Annotated in this window: 16 protein-coding genes; 13 read left to right on the top strand and 3 right to left on the bottom strand. The window is 65.8% G+C overall.

From position 1 onward, the window contains the following. The first annotated feature begins 37 nt into the window (after nt 1-37). The 3 genes from JYK05_RS17970 to JYK05_RS17980 all read left to right on the top strand — a co-directional run bounded on the left by JYK05_RS17970 (nt 38) and on the right by JYK05_RS17980 (nt 1,667). On the top strand, nt 38-505 hold the full coding sequence (locus tag JYK05_RS17970; protein WP_241269941.1) for a hypothetical protein: 468 nt from the start codon (nt 38-40) through the stop codon (nt 503-505). An 88-nt stretch (nt 506-593) separates the two neighbouring features. Further along, the gene (locus JYK05_RS17975; RefSeq protein ID WP_206468619.1) at nt 594-1,193 is read left to right on the top strand and encodes a short chain dehydrogenase; all 600 of its coding nucleotides are present in this window, start codon (nt 594-596) and stop codon (nt 1,191-1,193) included. 48 nt (nt 1,194-1,241) lie between these two features. After that, nucleotides 1,242-1,667 carry a GNAT family N-acetyltransferase gene (locus tag JYK05_RS17980; protein WP_206468621.1) on the top strand — a complete coding sequence of 142 codons (426 nt, stop codon included), beginning with the start codon at nt 1,242-1,244 and terminating at the stop codon, nt 1,665-1,667. Here the strand turns inward: JYK05_RS17980 and JYK05_RS17985 are convergent. The 3 genes from JYK05_RS17985 to JYK05_RS17995 all read right to left on the bottom strand — a co-directional run bounded on the left by JYK05_RS17985 (nt 1,664) and on the right by JYK05_RS17995 (nt 5,941). Further along, nucleotides 1,664-2,602, bottom strand: a complete 939-nt coding sequence (locus JYK05_RS17985; RefSeq protein WP_206468623.1) for an SMP-30/gluconolactonase/LRE family protein — start codon at nt 2,600-2,602, stop codon at nt 1,664-1,666. The two genes, JYK05_RS17980 and JYK05_RS17985, sit on opposite strands and share 4 nt — an antisense overlap. 161 nt (nt 2,603-2,763) lie before the next feature. Then, the gene (locus JYK05_RS17990) at nt 2,764-4,341 is read right to left on the bottom strand and encodes an aldehyde dehydrogenase (NADP(+)) (protein WP_206468625.1); all 1,578 of its coding nucleotides are present in this window, start codon (nt 4,339-4,341) and stop codon (nt 2,764-2,766) included. 82 nt (nt 4,342-4,423) lie between these two features. Further along, nucleotides 4,424-5,941 carry an MFS transporter gene (locus JYK05_RS17995; RefSeq protein ID WP_206469646.1) on the bottom strand — a complete coding sequence of 506 codons (1,518 nt, stop codon included), beginning with the start codon at nt 5,939-5,941 and terminating at the stop codon, nt 4,424-4,426. 268 nt (nt 5,942-6,209) lie between these two features. On the opposite strand from JYK05_RS17995, the gene JYK05_RS18000 reads away from it, so the two are divergent. From JYK05_RS18000 to bcsB, 10 genes are all read left to right on the top strand, one after another. Continuing rightward, a complete protein-coding gene (locus JYK05_RS18000) occupies nt 6,210-6,692 on the top strand; it encodes a universal stress protein (RefSeq protein ID WP_206468627.1) in 483 nt (160 codons plus the stop codon). Nucleotides 6,693-6,796: 104 nt separating this feature from the next. Beyond that, nucleotides 6,797-7,519: a helix-turn-helix domain-containing protein gene (locus JYK05_RS18005; RefSeq protein WP_206468629.1), complete on the top strand. Its 723-nt coding sequence runs from the start codon at nt 6,797-6,799 to the stop codon at nt 7,517-7,519. Nucleotides 7,520-7,715: 196 nt separating this feature from the next. Then, nucleotides 7,716-9,035 (top strand): SUMF1/EgtB/PvdO family nonheme iron enzyme, encoded by a 1,320-nt coding sequence (locus tag JYK05_RS18010; protein ID WP_206468631.1) that lies wholly within the window; start codon nt 7,716-7,718, stop codon nt 9,033-9,035. 282 nt (nt 9,036-9,317) lie between these two features. Further along, nucleotides 9,318-10,595, top strand: a complete 1,278-nt coding sequence (locus JYK05_RS18015; RefSeq protein ID WP_206468632.1) for a glycosyltransferase — start codon at nt 9,318-9,320, stop codon at nt 10,593-10,595. Nucleotides 10,596-10,737: 142 nt separating this feature from the next. Further along, nucleotides 10,738-11,598 (top strand): ATP-grasp fold amidoligase family protein, encoded by an 861-nt coding sequence (locus tag JYK05_RS18020; RefSeq protein ID WP_206468634.1) that lies wholly within the window; start codon nt 10,738-10,740, stop codon nt 11,596-11,598. A 559-nt stretch (nt 11,599-12,157) separates the two neighbouring features. Then, nucleotides 12,158-12,613, top strand: coding sequence for a cellulose biosynthesis protein BcsD (bcsD, locus tag JYK05_RS18025; protein ID WP_175942060.1), 456 nt, complete (start codon nt 12,158-12,160; stop codon nt 12,611-12,613). Nucleotides 12,614-12,736: 123 nt separating this feature from the next. Continuing rightward, entirely contained in the window at nt 12,737-13,396 is a 660-nt protein-coding gene (gene bcsP / locus JYK05_RS18030; protein WP_206468636.1) for a cellulose biosynthesis protein BcsP, read from the top strand. Then, complete coding sequence (gene bcsQ / locus JYK05_RS18035; protein WP_206468638.1) at nt 13,393-14,181, top strand: cellulose biosynthesis protein BcsQ; 789 nt, start codon at nt 13,393-13,395, stop codon at nt 14,179-14,181. Before bcsP ends, bcsQ begins: the two co-directional genes overlap by 4 nt. Continuing rightward, on the top strand, nt 14,127-16,394 hold the full coding sequence (gene bcsA, locus JYK05_RS18040; RefSeq protein WP_371826457.1) for a UDP-forming cellulose synthase catalytic subunit: 2,268 nt from the start codon (nt 14,127-14,129) through the stop codon (nt 16,392-16,394). Before bcsQ ends, bcsA begins: the two co-directional genes overlap by 55 nt. Beyond that, entirely contained in the window at nt 16,394-18,883 is a 2,490-nt protein-coding gene (gene bcsB, locus JYK05_RS18045) for a cellulose biosynthesis cyclic di-GMP-binding regulatory protein BcsB (protein ID WP_206468642.1), read from the top strand. The genes bcsA and bcsB overlap by 1 nt, the downstream gene beginning before the upstream one ends.

Consider the following 18,883-nt stretch of genomic DNA (forward strand, 5'->3'; position numbering starts at 1 on the left):
ATCCGGGACCGCATACATTCGAATAAAGGGGAAGGCGATGACCACGAGTCAGACCTACGACGGCCTAAACGCCACGGATGACACCGGCAACGACGACGCACTGCGCGAAGCGCGTCCGGCCGCACCCGAGCGCAGCGCGGCGCAACAACGCTTCAAGTCGGCGCTCGCGTGCCTCGGGGCGGCGTACGCGCTGTCGTGGGCGGAACTCGGGCTGGCCCTCGCCATGGGTTTCCCGGGCGATGCGGCCAGCCATCCGGTCGCGGCATCGATCGTGTCGCGCGTGCTCGTCGGCCTGCTGTATGTGTGCGTCGCCTCTCGCCTGCAATGGGCTCGCTGGCTGACCGTCGCGCTCGGCTTCGTCACGGTGGCGCTAGTCGCGCCGACGCTCGCGCTGCAATGGCACGTGTTCCCCGCAGCGGCCGTCGTTTCGGGGCTGACGCTCGCGTGCCGTCTCGCCGCGTCGCTGTTCCTGCTCTCGCCGATGCCCGCGCGCCGGGCGGCCTGACGCCACTTCTCGCCGCGGCTTTTCATCGCGCCTTCGCGCGGGCACAATGCGTTGCCGTTCTCCCACTGCAACGCTTGCGAGGCTGCTCATGAAAATCGCTGTCATCGGCGCGACCGGCACGGTAGGCCGGGCCGTCTGCGCCGAATTCCAACCGCGTCATGAAGTCATCGAGATCGGCGCGACGCGTGGCGCGCATCGCGTCAATCTGCTCGATCTGGACAGCATCAAGCGTCTTTTCGATGCCATCGGTCGGGTCGATGCGATTGTCGCCACGGCCGGTCATGTCTACTTCGGCGAGCTCGTCAAGATGACGCCCGAGCAGTTTCGCCTGGGCCTCGACGACAAGCTCATGGGCCAGGTCAACCTCGTGCTCACGGCGCGCGACTATCTCAACGACGGCGGCTCCTTCACGCTGACGAGCGGCATCGTCGGGGCGGAGCCGATCCGGCAAGGCTCGAGCGCGGCAGCCGTCAACGGCGCGATCGAAGGCTTCGTGCGCGGCGCGGCGATCGAACTGCCGCGCGGCCTGCGCATCAACGCCGTGAGCCCGACCATGCTCGAAGAAGCGCGCGAGAGCTTCGGGCCGTATTTCCGCGGCTTCGAGGCGGCGAGCGGCGCGCGCGTGGCATTGGCCTATAGCCGCAGCGTGGAAGGCGCGGAAACCGGCCGCGTGTATGCCGTGCATTGAGCGCGTCGTTCGCTTGAGCTCGGCGCTTGCGTAAAGAGGAGCAGCGCGATGGAATGGACTCGTGGCGAATGGCGCGTGACGACGGACGTCGCTTCGTTCGACTTCGACGTGATTCACCGCTATCTGAGCGAAGTGGCGTACTGGTCGCCGGGCGTCGCGCGGGAAACCGTCGAGCGCGCGGCGCGTCATTCGCTCGCGTTCGGCCTCTTCGAAGGCGCGCGGCAGATCGGCTATGCACGCATGGTTACCGATACCGCGACCTTCGCCTATCTCGCGGACGTTTTCGTGCTGCCCGAGCGTCAGGGCGCGGGCCTCGGCAAGTGGATGATCGAATGCGTGATGGCGCATCCCGACTTGCAGGGCTTGCGCCGCATGATGCTCGTCACGTCCGACGCGCACGGGCTCTATACGCGCTTCGGCTTTCGCGCGAGCGCCCATCCCGAGCGGATCATGGAGAAGATCGCGAAGGCTTAACCGCCCTTCGCCCCTTGCGTGTTCACATAAAGCGAATAAAGCCCGTGGCTCGCCGCCATGAAGAGCCGGTTGCGATGCCGTCCGCCGAAGCACACGTTCGCGCACCGCTCGGGCAGGTCGATGTGGCCGATCGCCTCGCCTTGCGGCGTGAAGACGCGCACGCCGTCGAGCTCGGCGTCGCCCATGCCCCAGCCGCACCACAGATTGCCGTGAATGTCGACGCGAAAGCCATCGGGCGTGCCGGGACCCGCGTCGATGACTTCGCGCCGCTTGCCGAGCGCGCGGCCGCCGTCGAGCACATCGAACGCGATGATCTTGCGCGGCGTCGAGCGCGACTCCACCACGTACAGCACCGATTCGTCGGGTGAAAACGCGAGTCCGTTGGGGCCGATGAAGTCGTCGATCATCACGGTGATCTCGCCGGTCTGGCCGTCGACGCGGTACACGCACGGCTTCAGTTCCGAGGGCTGCTTCTCGCCTTCGTAGAAGCCGTCGATGCCGAAGGTCGGATCGCTGAACCAGATCGAGCCGTCCGACTTCACGACGACATCGTTCGGCGAATTGAGCGGCTTGCCGTCATAGCGATCCGCGAGCACGGTGATGGAGCCGTCGTACTCCGTGCGCGTCACGCGCCGCGTGAGATGCTCGCAGGTCACGAGCCGCCCTTCGCGGTCGCGCGTGTTGCCGTTCGCGTTGTTCGACGGCTTGCGGAACACGCTGACCTGCCCGCTTTCCTCGTCCCACCGCAGGATGCGGTTGTTCGGTATGTCGCTCCACAAGAGATACCGCCCGTCGCCGAACCACACCGGCCCTTCCGACCAGCGCGCGCCCTGATAGAGACACTCGACCGACGCCGATGCGATGCGCAGCGCGTTGAAACGCGGATCGAGCACGCGCACGGCGGGGTCGGGATAGCGGCGGTCGGAAAGGGTCATCTGTTTGAGTTTTCGTTGAAGGTTGGACGAGATGTAGCGGGAAGCGCGGCGGCATCGCGCTCTTGCGCGGCTTCGATTACGCCATCGATCGCAACGCGAGCGCCGCCGCCGCGCCGTGAATCGCCGAGCCGGCGGCGGTCAGAAGTGCCGTAACGGCGGTGTCAGTTCGGCCCCAGTTCGCCATCGCGCAGGCGCCAGAGATTCAGCGGGTTTTCGTCGGCGAGCGCCTGGGGCAAGAGCGCCGCCGGCAAGTCCTGATAGCACACCGGCCGCAGAAAACGCTCGATCGCCATCGCGCCGACCGATGTCGAGCGGCCATCGGATGTCGCCGGATACGGGCCGCCGTGAACCATCGCGTACGACACCTCGACGCCCGTCGGAAAGCCGTTCGCCAGAATCCGCCCGGCCTTGCGTTCGAGCACCGGCAACAGACGCCGCGCGAAGTCGATGTCGTCGTTATCCATCAGCAGCGTCGCCGTCAGCTGGCCTTCGAGCTGACGCGCCACCGCGATCATCTGGTCCTCGTCCTCGCACGCGACGATCACGGACGTCGGCCCGAAGATCTCGTCGGCGAGATGCGGCGTCGCGAGAAACTGCTCCGCGCTCACCCGATACAGCGCCGGCAGCGCGCCGCTCGCCGCCTCTGTCTCCTTTCCCGTCGCGACGCGCTGCGCGCCCGAATCGTCGCGATGCCGGATGCCGTCCTCGTACGCCGCCGCGATGCCTGCGGTGAGCATGGTCTGCGCGTCCTTCTTTTCGAGCGCGGCTGTCGCGTGATCTACGAAAGCGTCGAGCTTCGCGTCCGCGAGCGCGAACACGAGGCCCGGGTTCGTGCAGAACTGTCCGACGCCGAGCGTCACCGAGTCGATGTAGCCCGCCGCAAGCGACTCGCCGCGCGTGGCGAGCGCGCCCGGCAGCGCGAACATCGGGTTGACGCTGCTCATTTCCGCGAAGACCGGGATCGGCTCAGAGCGCTTCGCTGCGATTTCCATCAGCGCCAGCCCGCCGCGCCGCGAGCCCGTGAAACCGACCGCCTTGATGGCCGGATGCGCGACGAGCGCCTCGCCGATGGCATTGCCCGCCCCGACGACGAGCGAGAACACGCCTTCATGCAGGCCCGTCTCGGCGACGGCCTTCTGCACCGCGCGCCCGACCATCTCGGAGGTGCCGAGATGCGCCGGATGCGACTTCACGACGACCGGACAGCCCGCTGCCAGCGCAGCCGCCGTGTCGCCGCCCGCCACCGAAAACGCCAGCGGGAAATTGCTCGCGCCGAACACGGCGACCGGTCCGACCGGGATCTTCTGCAAGCGCAGGTCCGGGCGCGGCGCGGGCTTGCGCTCCGGCTGCGCGGAATCGAGCGTCGCCGCGAGCCAGCGCCCTTCGCGCACGAGCGACGCAAAGAGCCGCAACTGCGCGACGGTGCGGGCGCGTTCGCCTTCGAGCCGCGCCTTCGCCAGCGCGGATTCGGCCTGCGCGCGCTCGATGAGCGCATCGCCCATTCCGAGGATGTTGTCCGCGATCGCTTCCAGCAGTTGCGCGCGCGTCTCCAGCGGCGCCTGGCGGTACGGATCGAACGCGGCGTCGGCCAGTTCGCACGCGCGCCCGACTTCCGCCGCCCCGCCGCCGCCGAACACGGGTTCGAGATCGACGTTGCGCGCCGGGTCGAAGGCGCGCAGCGAGGCGTCCGTGCCCCGCACGGCCGTCGCGCCGATGAGCATGTCTCCGGTGATCATCATGGTGATTTCTCCGTGCTGGTGCTGCCGCCCGTCAGGGGCGCCAACGAGTGTGAACGTGCCGCGCACGCATGACGCGTGCCGCTCAGCCCTTGCCGGCCCGCCGGAACGTGATATGCCCGATGCGCCGCACGAGGAGCGCCGCGACGAGCGCGGCCACGCCCGTCAGCATGACGCCGATGTGCACCGACTGCACGAGCGCATCGCGGGCAGCGTCGAAGAGCGCGGGCGCGTCGAGCCCCGCCGCCGTCAGCTCGCGCAGCACGGTGTCGCGCAACGCTTCGTCGACGAGAATACGCGGGTCGGCGAAACGCGGCTGCCACTGCGCCGCCGCCCCCGCGCCGAGCACGCTGATCGTGCGCGTCACGACGTTCGCGTAATGATGCGCGACGATCGTCCCCACGATGCTCGTGCCGAGCATGCCGCCCACCATGCGCGTCGATTGCAGCAGCGCCGTCGTGATGCCGAAGCGCTCGCGGCCCGCTATTTCCTGGCCGAACACGTTCATGTTGTTGAGCACGAAGCCCAGGCCGATGCCGACCGCGGCCATCGGCAATTCGATCCACACGTGCGGCGTCGTGGCGCGCGCAAACGCCAGCGCAACCGACGCCACCAGCAAGAGCGAAAAGCCGATGGTCAGAATCTTCGTCGGCTTGCGCAGATGGATCACGATGCGCGTGTTCACGAAGCTGCCGATGGCGATGCACGCGGCAATCGGCGTCGCGAGCAGACCGGCTTCCTGCGGCGACAGCCCGAAGCCGCCCTGCAACAGCAGCGGCGCGAAGAAGATCAGCGAGAACATCACGAAGCCCGCGAGAAACGACAGCGTGAACAGCGTGACCAGATGCGGATCGCGGAAGATGTCGAGCGGCAGGATCGGATGCGTCGCGCGCCGTTCGCAGACCAAGAGCGCCGCCGCGCCCGCCACGACCACGCAGCCGAGCGCGATGTTGCCGCCCGAGAGGCCGCTTTTCGGCACGGACTCGATCAGCGACTGAAACCCGCCGAGCACGAGCGCGACGAGCGCCGCGCCGAGCCAGTCGATCTTCACGCCGCCTTCGCGCGGCCGGTGCAGATTCGGCAGATGCGCCCAGATGAAGTACAGCGCCGCCGCGCCGACCGGCAGATTGACGAGGAAGGTCGAACGCCAGCCCCAGTGCTGGCTCATCCAGCCGCCGAGCGACGGTCCCGCCGCCGTGCCGATGCCGTAGGCCGCCGCGAGCACCACTTGCCAGCGCACGCGCGTGCGCGGATCGGGGAACAGATCGGGAATCGCGGCGAACGCGGTGCCGACCATCATGCCGCCGCCGACGCCTTGCAGCCCGCGCGCCAGCGCGAGAAACAGCATGTTCGGCGCGAGCCCGCACAGCACGGACGCCACGGTGAACGTGATCACCGCCGCGATGACGAAGCGCTTGCGCCCGAAGTAGTCGCCGAGCCGCCCGAACACGGGCACCGTGACGACGGAGGCCAGCAGATAGGCACTCGCGATCCACGCGTAATACTCGAAGCCGTGCAGTTCCGCGACGATGGACGGCAGCGCCGTGCTGACCACGGTCTGATCCAGCGCGACCAGCATGTTGACGAGGCCGATGCCGAGCATCGCGTAAAGAGCCGTGCGGAACGCAAGTGCGTGCGGAGGGGCGTCGGTCATGCGGGCGTCGGTCATGCGGTCGGGTGTTAAGCGGGCGCTTAGTCGGTGGAAAGACGAATTGTACGGCGTTGCATGCGGCGGATCGACTCATCTCAGAAATGCGCGAGCCATATGCGGAATGCGCGCGCTATCCTGCCCGTGCGTTCGGCCGCGCCCACGCGCCGGGCCGCAGCGAGACGCCGCCTCGCATTCGACATCGATCCACGGAGCACACGCCATGTTCAAACGCATCCTCGTCGCCATCGACGGCAGCCGCACGTCGCAACGCGCCTTCCAGACGGCGCTCGATCTCGCGGTCAAGCACGAGGCCGTCATGCAGCCGTTTTACGTCGTCGAAAGCGGGCCGCTCTACATGGACGTGCCCGGCTACGATCCGTCGCCGCTGCAGGCGGGGCTCGCCGAGCAAGGCGCGACGCTCGCCCGCGAGGCCGGCTACGCGATGAAAGCGCGCGGCATTGCCGGCAGCGTCGTGACCGCCGACGCCACCGCGAGCGACGACGTCGCCTCGCTGATTCTCTCGGCTGCCAGCACGTTCAATGCCGACCTGCTCGTGATGGGCACGCACGGCCGCAAGGGCATGCAACGGCTGATTCTCGGCAGCGTGGCCGAGCGTTGTCTGCGTCAGGCCACGCTGCCGGTGCTGTTGATTCCCTCGGCGGCAGGCGTTCCAAACGTTCCGGACGCCGCGGATAACCCATGATGTAAGCATTCGGCAAGGCGCCGGGGCGCGGCATTTTTTCGCGGTGTCGGCAACGTCTGCTATGGGACAATCGTTTTGTCATTTATCAAGAAACGAAGTCCGCCATGTCCGATTCGACTTCCATGCGGCGCCGAGCCGCGCATTGTTCGAGCTGCGCCATGCGCCATCTTTGCATGCCCGAAGGGCTGTGCGCGAACGACGTCTCGCGGCTGGAGAACATCATCTCCGTCACGCGCAAGATACGGCGCGGCGAGGCGCTATTCCGCACGGGCGACCCGTTCGATTCGCTCTACGCCGTGCGCTCGGGCTCGCTCAAGACGCTCGTCACGCATGACGGCAGCCGCGACGGCGGCCGCGAGCGCGTCACCGGGCTGTTACTCGCGGGCGACGCGCTGGGCCTCGACGGCATCGGCGACGGGCGGCACACGTGCGACGCGGTGGCGCTGGAAGACAGCACGGTCTGCGTCGTGCCGTACGCGCTTTTCGAGCGCATGTGCCGCGAAACGGACGCGCTTCAGCGGCGCATGCACCGCATGATGAGCCAGGCGATCAACCGCGAATCGGACCATGTCGTGCGACTCGGCATGCTGCGCGCCGACGAACGCGTCGCGCGCCTTCTGCTCGACATGTCGGCGCGGCTCGCGCGGCGCGGCTATGCGGCGACGGAGTTCACCATGCGCATGACGCGCGACGACATCGGCAGCTATCTCGGCATGACGCTCGAAACCGTGAGCCGCACGCTGTCGCGCTTCGACAAGCTCGGGCTCATCGAGGCGCACGGCAAATCCATCCGTATTCGCGATTTCGAGCGCCTGCGCAGTATCTGACCGCTGTATCTAATCGCAGTATCTGACCGCATACCTGACAATCTGCCTGCCGCCCCGCCCCGCGTGGCTTCGCGCCGGATTCTTCGCCACGCCCGAACAAACGCGGGCCATTATCGGCTTGGCACGCGCCTCGCTTCGCATTAGTCTTTTGTGATTTCCAGGGCACAGCCTTGGCCTGCCACGGAGACCGAGCGACATGAATCGCGAACCATCCCTGCGTCATCCGCTGCTCGACCGCCTCGCCGAAGCGCGCCGCGTCACGGACGAACTCTTCGATATCGTCAAGCGCGAGCATCTGTACGACCGGCCGATCGCCGAGCGGCACCGTATCGTGTTCTATATCGGCCATCTCGAGGCGTTCGACCGCAATCTCTTCGACCAGCGCCTCTTCCATCTGCCGAACGCCCAGCCTGCCTACGACCAGCTCTTCGCGTTCGGCATCGATCCGGTGGATGGCGGCCTGCCGACCGACGAGCCCGGCGACTGGCCCTCGCTCGACGAAGTGCACGCGTACCGTGCGCGAGTGCGCGCGGACATCGACGCGCGCTTCGATCCCATCACGCTCGTCGCGCAACCCGTTTCCACCGACGACTCGCCCGCGAAGCTGCTGGAAGTCGCGATCGAGCATCGGCTCATGCACGCGGAAACGCTCGCGTACATGTTGCACCAATTACCGGTCGACAGGAAAAAAGCACCGGCCGATGCCGCGTCCGAGCGCACGTCGGACCGCGTCCTTTCGCATGAGACCGTGCACGTGCCGGCCGGCAGCGTGACGCTCGGTCTCTCGCGCGAAAGCCAGCGCTTCGGCTGGGACAACGAATTCGGCGAAATGCGCGTGGACGTGCCTGCATTCGAGATCGACCGCTATATGGTGACGAACGGCGACTATCTGCGCTTCATCGACGCGGGCGGCTACTGGAACCGCGAACTATGGAACGACGCCGACTGGGCGTGGAAAGAGGCGCAGCGCATCGCGCATCCGGCGTTCTGGGTGCGCGGCGACGAAGGCGCCGACAGCCAGCGCCGAACCGACTCGGGCTGGAAGCTGCGCACGATGTTCGAAGAGATCGCGCTGCCGCTCGACTGGCCCGTCTACGTGAGTTATGCCGAAGCGAATGCCTATGCTCGCTGGGTGGGCAAGCGCCTGCCGACAGAAGCGGAGTGGCAGCGCGCGGCCATCGGCGCGCCGCACGTCGCGGAAGGCAACTTCGACTTCCGCCGCTGGGACCCGACGCCCGTGCAGGCGCATCCGGACAACCGCAGCGACTTCGGCGTGGAAGGGCAATACGGCAACGGCTGGGAGTGGACATCGACGACCTTCGGCCCGCTCAAAGGCTTCGAGCCGTTTCCGTTCTATCTCGGCTATTCCGCCAACTTCTTCGACGGCAAGCACTTCGTCATCAAGGGCGGCTCTCCCCGAACGGCCGCATGCATGCTGCGCCCGAGCTTTCGCAACTGGTTTCAGGGGCACTATCAATATGTCTATGCAGGCTTTCGCTGCGTGAACGCCCGCTGACCTCAACGGGTAAGCGCAGAACATTCGTTCGTTGAACGTATCGTTCCACCGCTTACCCGCTCCATTGACCGACAACGACGATGCTACCCGTCGATTCGTGCGACGAATGAAGCGCTTCCCGCGGCCACGCAGTGAGTGCATTTCCATTTTCGATGGTCTACCATCGGCAGGACGAACGACGAGCGAGTGCATGACTGCAACGATGTGACGTGCTTCACCGCGTGCATCGCAAGTCAGACGACTGCACTACGCTCGACGCGACCACATCACCGAGGGTAGCCGATGCGAATTGCATTCATCGTCGACAAGTTGCCGGTTCCTTCCGAAACGTTCGTTCTCCGTCAGATGCAGGGCTTCGCCGAGCGCGGTCACGAGGTGTTCGTGCTGGCGGCGAAGTACGACGACTCCGCGGTGGATCCCACGCGCGGCCATGTGGAGTTGCGTGTATTTCGACAAGACGTCAGCATGCTGCGTCACTCGGTGTCGTGCGCGAAACTCGGCGCGCTAGCTTGCATCGACGACAAGCGGCGCAAGCGGCTGTCCGTCGCCCTGCGCGCGGCGGCGACCGGATGTCGTTCGGCGTTCATCGATATCGTTTCGGGCGGCGACACGGCGGGCATCGACTTCGACGTGGTGATCGCGCACTTCGGGCCGATCGGCGTGCGCGCGATGTATTTGCAGGAAGCCGGGCTGTTGACCGGGCCCATCGTCACCGTCTTTCATGGTTCGGACATGAGCGAACAGGCCGTGATCGAACGATGGCTGCCGCATTATCGACGCCTCTTTCGCCTGAGCCCGCTGCTGCTGCCGATCAGTAATCTGTGGCGGAACCGGCTCATCGAATGGGGCGCGCCCGAATCGAGAACCAAGGTTCACCATGTGGGCGTGGAAACGCACCGGCTGACGCCACAGGCGAGCAACCGGCCTTTGCATCGCCCGCTGAAGGTGCTGAGCGTGGCCCGATTCACCGAGAAGAAGGGACTCGCGTACGCGATCGAAGGCGTGCGCAGTTGCCGGCATCCGGTGCAGCTGAATCTCATCGGCTTCGGGCCGCTCGAAGACACGCTGCGCCGCGCGGCGTCGTCCAGTACGAACGAGATCAACTTTCTCGGCAAGTGCCCGCACGAGCGCGTGTTCGAAGAGCTGAAGAGCGCCGACGTGTTCCTGCTGCCCTCGGTCGTGGCGAGCAACGGCGATATGGAAGGCATTCCGGTCTCGATCATGGAAGCGATGGCAACCGGCGTGCTGGTCGTCGCGACGCGGCATAGCGGCATACCGGAACTCGTGACGCACGGCGTGACCGGCCTGCTCGTGGAGGAGCGCTCCGCAAGCGGCATTGCCGAGGCGCTTTCCGCAATCGTCGAAGGGAAAGTCGATGTGGAGGCGATCCGCACGAACGCCCGTCGCAAAGTGGAGAACGAGTTCAACGGCCAAGCGCTCGATGCGGATCTGGAAAGACTGCTTGTCCGGACGCTCGGATACGCGACTCCCGCCAATGGACAAGACCGCGAATATCACGGCGACGAGGTGGCGGTTGGTTGCAACCGTCCGCCCACCTAGCGCCTGCATGCTCGTTTGACCGTTCGGGCGTCGGGCTCCCCTGTCGAGCTACGTCGCGTCCACAATCCGCAGCTTGTCATCGCGCGTTTCGAACCGGACTCAGCGAGCGTCCGGAGCGACCGCTGATGATGGAGGCAAACGAATGACCGCCAGACAAATGCTCATCCACGGTCTCAAGTATTGCTTGCCCGACAAGGTGTTGTTGAGCCTCTATCATCGTCGCAGGATCGGCCGGTTTCCGAATCTGCGCCATCCGGCCACGTTCAACGAGAAGGTTCTGCAGCGGTGCCTCGCGCCGGACCCGCGCTATGCCGATCTTTCCGACAAGCTGAAGGTTCGCGCCTATGTGGCGGACAAGATCGGCGACAAGTATCTGATTCCGTTGATCGCTGCGCCGTCCTCCTTCACGCGGCGCGACTTCGACGCGCTTCCTTCCGCCTTCGTAATGAAAGCGAATCACGGTTGCGGGTTCGTGAAGCTCGTCCGCGACAAGCGCGAGACTTCGTTCGAGACGTTGAACGAGCTGGCGCAGCGCTGGTTATCGACGAACTTCTTCACGGTGGCGAGGGAGCGGCATTATCAGGCTATCGAACGACGCATCCTGTTCGAGAGGCTCCTTCTGGGCCCGGACAACAAGGTGCCGCCCGATATCAAGATCCATGTCTTCAACAGAAACGCCGACAATCCGCAGATTTTCATTCTCGTCATTTCGGATCGCTTCGAGGGGCATCCACGCGGGGATATCTACGACGCGCATTGGAACCGGCTCGACATCAAGATGGGGCATTACGCGCGCAGCGACAAACCCGCTCCGCGTCCAGACAACCTCGACGAAATACTATGGGTAGCGCGCACCTTGGCGAGCGATTTCGACTTCGTGCGCGTGGACCTCTATAACGTCGAGAATCATATTTATTTCGGTGAACTGACGTTCACGCCGGGCGCGGGTCTTTTCCCCTTGACGCCCGATAGCGTCGATTACGAGTGGGGCAGCCTGATGTAAGCGGGATTCAGCCACACCGCCTAGCGCTCACGTCGGGCGGCGACCTCAGGGTCTTCGAGAAAAGCCGCGCACGCTTCTCGACGCGGCAGTGCGCATGATCGAATTCACATGCGACGCCTTAAGACCGTCCAACCACGACGAGCCCATTAACCGGCGACTCGAGCAGGCAAGTAATTAGTTCCGCCTAGGGTCGATCAGGATGAAATAAGACCCGACGCGCATGGTTCGGGCACATTAACGAGATGGTACACTGCCGCCGCCGTGGAGGCCGATGCGCGTCATCGGGTGGTGACGCGGAGACGCTTGTCCAGCTTACGTTCAACGCTCGCGCGCGAGACACGCGGAATCTCCCGTTCGCGACGCTGCATTCGCCGAACTGACAGAAACAACAGCTAGTCTTTCCACTGGCGAAAAAAACTGCATTGAAGTAAGTTCTGGCGGGTAATAGCGACTGGACAAACGTCTGGATCAGTGCTCGCACGCTAAAGAAATCTCCCGCGAGGACGAAAACGAGATCGAGCCACCACGCGCGGTAGCTCACGCCTGCCTAACAAAAAACATGGCCGCTATCTTCGATTATCTGTTGGACAGTCAAATATCCCGGCAATGGCGCGGCATGCTGGCCGCGCTCGCGGATGAGTTCGAGGCGCAAATCGGACATGGCGAGCTGCGCGAGCTGATGCATCGCGTGGGCAGCCGTTTTGCGAAGGCGCATGCGCTGCCGCCCTGCGATTCGACCTCCGCGCTCGCCGACGCGCTCAACGCGCTGTGGCGAGACACCGACTGGGGCTTCGTCGAACTGTCCGACGAGCGCGACCACCTGAGCATCGTGCATTACTGCGCGCCATTGCCGGCTTTCGGCGAGAGCGCCCTCGCGTGGACGCCGGCGTTTCTCGAAGGCGCGTATCAGCAGTGGCTCGCCGGCCTGGGCGCGCAAGGGCTCGCTGTCCGACAGGCAAGCGAATTCGGCGGCGACGCCGCCATCGAGTTCAGGCTCGCGCGCGCCGCAGCCTGAATTCGGCATTTCGAATACCGGTGACCGCCGCCTCGACGCGGCGGCATCGACCGCCCGGTTCGGCGGACCACAACGAGCAGTACCGGCCACGCATCACGTAAGGCACGACGAGGAAGCGGCATCATGAGTACTTCGCGCGATATCCAGAAGCTGTTCGATCATTTCGGCGGCAATGCAGGCGATTACCAGGAAATTGGCCGGGAGAACGAGGCGCAGTCGGCGCGCACCCGCTGGCCGTTGCTCGCGACGCTCGACTTCGCGCAGCCCGCCATCCCCGACATCGCGCCGCGTCGCGAGGCGCCGATGCCTTCGAGCGAGCCGTCCGACGCGCAACCCACGGGCATGCCGATCAATCGCGGCAAGCGCCAGCTCTTCATGCGCGCGCATCGCCGCGCGATTCCGCCGGTCAATCCGCCCGCCGCAGAATTGCTGAGCGCGTCGCGCTTTTCGGCGATGGGCGATTCGGCGTCGCAAGAGACCGAAACGATTCCGCATTCGCCCGTTGCCGCCGCTCCCGCCGCTGCATCGGTTTCGCCGGTCGCCAACGCGGCCGCAGCGCCGAAGCCGGAACCGGCGCGCCGCGCCCCCGCACAAGTGCCTGAAAGCGCCACGAGCGCGCCTGCGCCCCAGTCCATCCTCGGCAAGCTCTTCAAGCCGCAAGCGCAGCCGGCGACGACCGCACCCGCGGATTCACTCAACGTCCTGTTCGAACGTCTGCGGCACGCCGGCCGCCCGGAGAGCGAACCCACGAATACGCGCGCCGGCCGCCTTCCCCGCTTATGAGAGTCATCACGGTAGTTTCCGCGAAAGGCGGCGTCGGCAAGACGACGCTCGCCGCCAATCTGGCCTCGGTGCTGGCCGCGCGCAACCGCCGCGTGATCGTGCTCGATCTCGATCCGCAGAACGCGCTGCGCCTGCATTTCGGCATTCCGCTCGACAGCATCGACGGCATCTCGCGCGCGACGCTGAGCCGCGAGCCGTGGCAGTCGGTGATGTTCGACGGCGTCGATGGCGTCACCGTGCTGCCCTACGGCGCCGTGACCGAGGACGACCGCCGCCGCTTCGAGGCGCTCGTCGACAGCGATCCGTCGTGGCTCGCGCGCTCGCTCGACGCGCTCGCGCTGGATGCGAACGACATCGTGATCGTCGACACGCCGCCGGGCTCGTCCGTCTACACGCGCACCGCGCTGACGGCCGCGAACTTCGCGCTGAACGTGGTATTGGCCGACGCCGCCTCTTACGCCGCGATTCCCGGCATGGAGCGCATGGTCGATGCCTACGCCGCGCCGCGACAGGACTTCGCGGGCCAGGGCTACGTCGTCAATCAGGTCGATCAGTCGCGCCAGTTGAGCAAGGACGTGCTCAAGGTGCTGCGCAACATGCTAGGCGCGAAGCTGTTCCCGGGCGTGATCCATCAGGACGAAGGCGTCTCCGAAGCGCTCGCGTGCGACACTACGCTCATTCACTACGATCCGCTCGCGCAAGCCGCCGCCGATCTGCGCGCGTGCGGCGACTGGCTGCTCGCCGCCATCGATGCGATGGCCGCTTCGTCGAGGAAGCTCGCATGAGTTCGGCCAAGATCCCGTCGCCCGAGACGGAGGTCAGCGTCGCGACCTCACGCCTCGAACGTTTCGTCGATGCAAGCATCTGGGGCAGCCGCATCGTCGTCGTTCTCCTCACGATGTTCGCCGCGTTCGCGCTGTACTTCGTCGTCACGGTGCCGCTCGCGTTCGGCCAGCAGCTTGCGTTCGCGAGCATCTGCTTCGTCTGCGCGCTCGGATTCCGGCGTCTGCAAGGACAATACGCGACGCTCGTGATGATCATGCTGTCCATCGTCGCGTCGGGCCGCTACATGTTCTGGCGGCTCACCGAAACCACATACTGGGAACGCCCGCTCGACGCCGCGTGGGGCCTTTTGCTCGTCGCGGCCGAAGTCTACGCGGCGCTCGTGCTGCTGCTCGGCTACTTCCAGACCGCGTGGCCGCTCAAGCGCAAGCCGCTGCCGCTGCCCGCTGACCGCAGCCAGTGGCCGACCGTCGACGTCTTCATTCCGACCTACAACGAGCCGCTCTCGGTCGTGAAGCCGACCATCTACGCCGCGCTCGCGCTCGACTATCCGACCGACAAGCTCGCCATTCACGTGCTAGACGACGGCCGCCGTCCCGAATTCAAGACGTTCTGCGAGGAAGTCGGCGTCAACTGGACGATCCGCACGCATAACCGCCACGCGAAGGCGGGCAACATTAACGAGGCGCTGAAGGTCACGACGGGCGAATACCTCGCGATCTTCGACTGCGATCACATTCCGACGCGCTCGTTCCTGCAGGTCTGCCTCGGCTGGTTCCTGCGCGACAAGCTGCTTTCGATGCTGCAGACGCCGCACCATTTCTTTTCGCCCGATCCGTTCGAGCGCAATCTCGGCACGTTCCGCAAGGTGCCGAACGAAGGCGAACTGTTCTACGGCCTCGTGCAGGACGGCAACGACCTTTGGAACGCGACGTTCTTCTGCGGCTCGTGCGCGGTGTTGCGCCGCACGATGGTCGAAGAGATCGGCGGCATCGCGGTCGAAACCGTCACGGAAGACGCGCATACGGCGCTCAAGCTGCATCGGCTCGGCTATACGACCGCGTATCTCGCGATTCCGCAGGCGGCGGGTCTCGCGACCGAAAGCCTGTCGAGCCATATCGGGCAGCGCATTCGCTGGGCGCGCGGCATGACGCAGATTTTCCGCATCGACAATCCGCTCACCGGCAAGGGACTGAAGATCGGCCAGCGGCTTTGTTATCTCAACGGCATGCTGCACTTCTTCTATGGCGTGCCGCGTCTCGTGTTTCTCACCGCGCCGCTCTCGTATCTCTTCTTCGGCGCGCACGTGATCGAAGCGGCGGCGAGCACCATCGCCATCTTCGCGCTGCCGCACATGATGCACGCGAGCATCACCAATTCGCGCATGCAGCGCAGCTTCCGCCATTCGTTCTGGGCCGAAGTGTACGAGTCGGTGCTCGCGTCGTACATCACCGCGCCGACGCTGCTCGCGGTCATCAACCCGAAGCTCGGTAAGTTCAACGTGACGGCCAAAGGCGGCCAGATCGCGAAGGACTACTTCGACTGGACCATCTCGCGGCCGTATCTGTTCCTGCTGCTCTTGAACCTGCTCGGCTTCGTCGCGGGCATCGTGCATATCGGCATGAACTGGCACGTGCGCAGCGAAGTGAACACGACGCTGCTCAACCTGTGCTGGACGGTCTACAACATGCTGATTCTCGGCGCGTCGGTGGCGGCGGCGAGCGAGCGCAAGCAGGTGCGCGCGACGCATCGCGTGTCGATGAAGATGCCCGTCATGCTCAAGTTCTCGACCGGGCGCACGCTCGCCTGCGAGACCATCGACTATTCGGAAGGCGGCGTGGGCGTCGCGCTGCCGGGCAAGATCGCCGTGCCGATGCACGAGCGCGTCACCGTCTCGCTCTTTCGCGGCGACGAGGAATACGCGTTCCCCGCGACCGTCGGCTATACCGAGCCGGGCCGCGTCGGCCTGCGCTTCTCCGAGCTCACGCGCGAGCAGGAATACGACTTCGTGAAGACGACGTTCGCGCGCGCCGATGCCTGGACCGGCTGGTCCGAAGGACGCCGCCCGGATACGCCGCTGCGCGGGCTGTCGCACGTGCTGCTGGTCGGCACGCGCGGCATCGCGGGATTGTTCGAGCATTTGTACAGTGACCTTCGTACCTGGATGAACAAGCGCCCGGTCGATGTGAACAAGCTGAAAACCAAAGACCGATAATGGGCATGGGTATGTCGAACTTGCGCGTTGAACAACAAACGGGCGAGCGCGCGCCGCGTTTTTGCGAACGACCTTTGGCGCGTGCATTGGCCGTCTTCGTGGCCTTGCAGACCGCGTTCGCCGCGCCGTTCGCGTCCATCGCGGCGGCGGCAGAGAGCTCGCCACAGGCAAATGGCGCGCAGCAGGCCACGGGCGTGGGCGCCGTGCCCGCGCCGGGTCCGGCCGTCGTCTACAACCCCGCCGCGATCCAGCAGCCGGCGCTCGCGATGCCGGTACCCGCCTTCTCCGGCAAGCCGGACAAGCCGCTCACCTCGCGCATTCCGACGACCGCCGATCCCGGCACGCTGGTGCCCGGCGGCCGCCGCCAGACGCTGACCTTCGCCGATTACGGCGCGCTCGATCCGCTGCAACTGCGCGGCACCGACGGCCAGAACGGCATCGCGTTCTCGGTGCGCGGCGACGAAGTCGTGACCGGCGCGGTGCTGCATCTGATCTACAGCTATTCGCCGTCGCTGTTGCCGTCCATTTCGCAACTGAAGGTGCTCATCAACGGCGAGGTCGCCGCGACGCTGCCCGTGCCGCGCGATCAGGCGGGCACGCTCGTCGCCCGCGACGTGGCGATCGATCCGCGCTTCATCACCGAGTTCAACCACCTCAACGTGCAGTTGATCGGCCATTACACGCAGCAGTGCGAGGACCCGTCCAATTCGACGCTGTGGGCGACCGTCAGCAACGCGAGTTCGCTCGACCTCACGTATGCGTCGATTGCCAGCAAGCCCGACCTCGCCGCGCTGCCGCTGCCCTTCTTCGACCGCCGCGACGTGCGCCGCCTCGAACTGCCGTTCGTATTCGCGGGCAAGCCGAGCCCGCCTGCGCTCGAAGCGGCGGGAACAGTCGCGTCGTATTTCGGCTCGCTCGCGGGCTATCGCGGCGCGGTCTTCCCGGCGCAGACCGACAACGTGCCGCTGTCGGGCAATGCCGTCGTCTTCGCCGTCGGCGATGCGAAAGTCGCGGGCGTCGCTATTCCGCCGGTGTCCGGTCCGACCATCGCGCTCGTCGAACGCGATGCGAACGCGCGCGGGCGTCTGTTGCTCGTGCTGGGCCGCGACGACAACGAACTGAAGACCGCTGCGAAGGCGCTGGGCGTCGGCCGCAACGCGCTGTCGGGCACGAGCGCGACCATCACGCAGTTCAACGACCTGCAACCGCGCCGCCCCTATGACGCGCCGAACTGGCTGCCGGCCGACCGCCCCGTGCGCTTCGGCGAACTGGCCGAAGCGCAGGACCTGACCGCGCACGGCTACGACGCCGACGCGGTGCGCGTGAACCTGCGCGTGCCGCCCGATCTCTTCATGTGGCAGACGAAGGGCGTGCCGGTGGACCTGCGCTATCGCTACACGGTGCGCCCCGCGCCCGACCGTTCGTCGCTCAATATCAGCGTGAACAACGGCTTCGTGCAGTCGCTGCGCATTCCGGCGGTGTCCACCTCGACGTTCGATCTCGGCACGTACTTCAGCCGCGTGCTGCCGGACAAGACGGTCGCCGCGCGCCGCGAGATCTATCTGCCGCCGCTGCTCATCACGCCGCGCGCGCAACTGCGCCTGCACTTCTACTACGACATTCCGAAGACCGGCGAATGCCAGGGCCGCGTGCTGGACAACGTCGTCGGCGCGGTGGATCCGAATTCGACCATCGACCTCTCCGGCTTCCCACACTACATGGCGCTGCCCGATCTGGCCGCGTTCGCGAACGGCGGCTTTCCGTTCACGCGCATGGCGGACCTTTCAGAGACGGCGGTCGTGCTGCCGAACGAGCCGAATTCGGCCGACTACAGCCTGTATCTGCTGGAAATGGGCCGCATGGGCGCATCGACGGGTTATCCGGTGACGGGCGTGACCGTGACGAGCGCGAACGATGTGGACCGCTTCGCGGACAAGGACCTGCTGATCCTCGGCTCGCCGGGACGCCAGCCCTTGCTGCAACGCTGGGCGAAGCAGATGCCTTTTTCCGGCGATGGCGACGCGCGCACCTTCCAGCTTTCCGATGTGGCGTTCAAGCTCGTCGACTGGTGGCATGGCGAGCAAGGTCCGGAACGCTCGCCTGCGCGCGCGGACCTCTCGCTCGTAAGTTCGAGCGGCGATGCGCTCCTGACCGGCTTCGAGTCGCCGCTCAAGAGCGGACGCAGCGCGGTGGCGCTCATCAGCGCGGCGGGGCAGTCGGACGCCGATCTGTCCGCCGCCCTGCTCGACAACGATCTGCTGCCGTCGATTCAAGGCGCGATGGCCGTGATCCACGGCCGCACGGTGACGGTCACGTCGAACGGCGAAGCGTATTACGTCGGCCATCTCTCGCCGATGCATTACATGCGCTGGGCGCTGTCGTCGCATCCGTTCCTGCTGGTGATCGCGGGCGTGCTCGCCTCGCTCATCATCGCTGCCCTGTTCTATCGCGCGCTGCGTTCCATCGCCGCGCGGCGTCTGAGGGACTGA

Source organism: Caballeronia sp. M1242 (assembly GCF_017220215.1).
Taxonomy (GTDB): domain Bacteria; phylum Pseudomonadota; class Gammaproteobacteria; order Burkholderiales; family Burkholderiaceae; genus Caballeronia.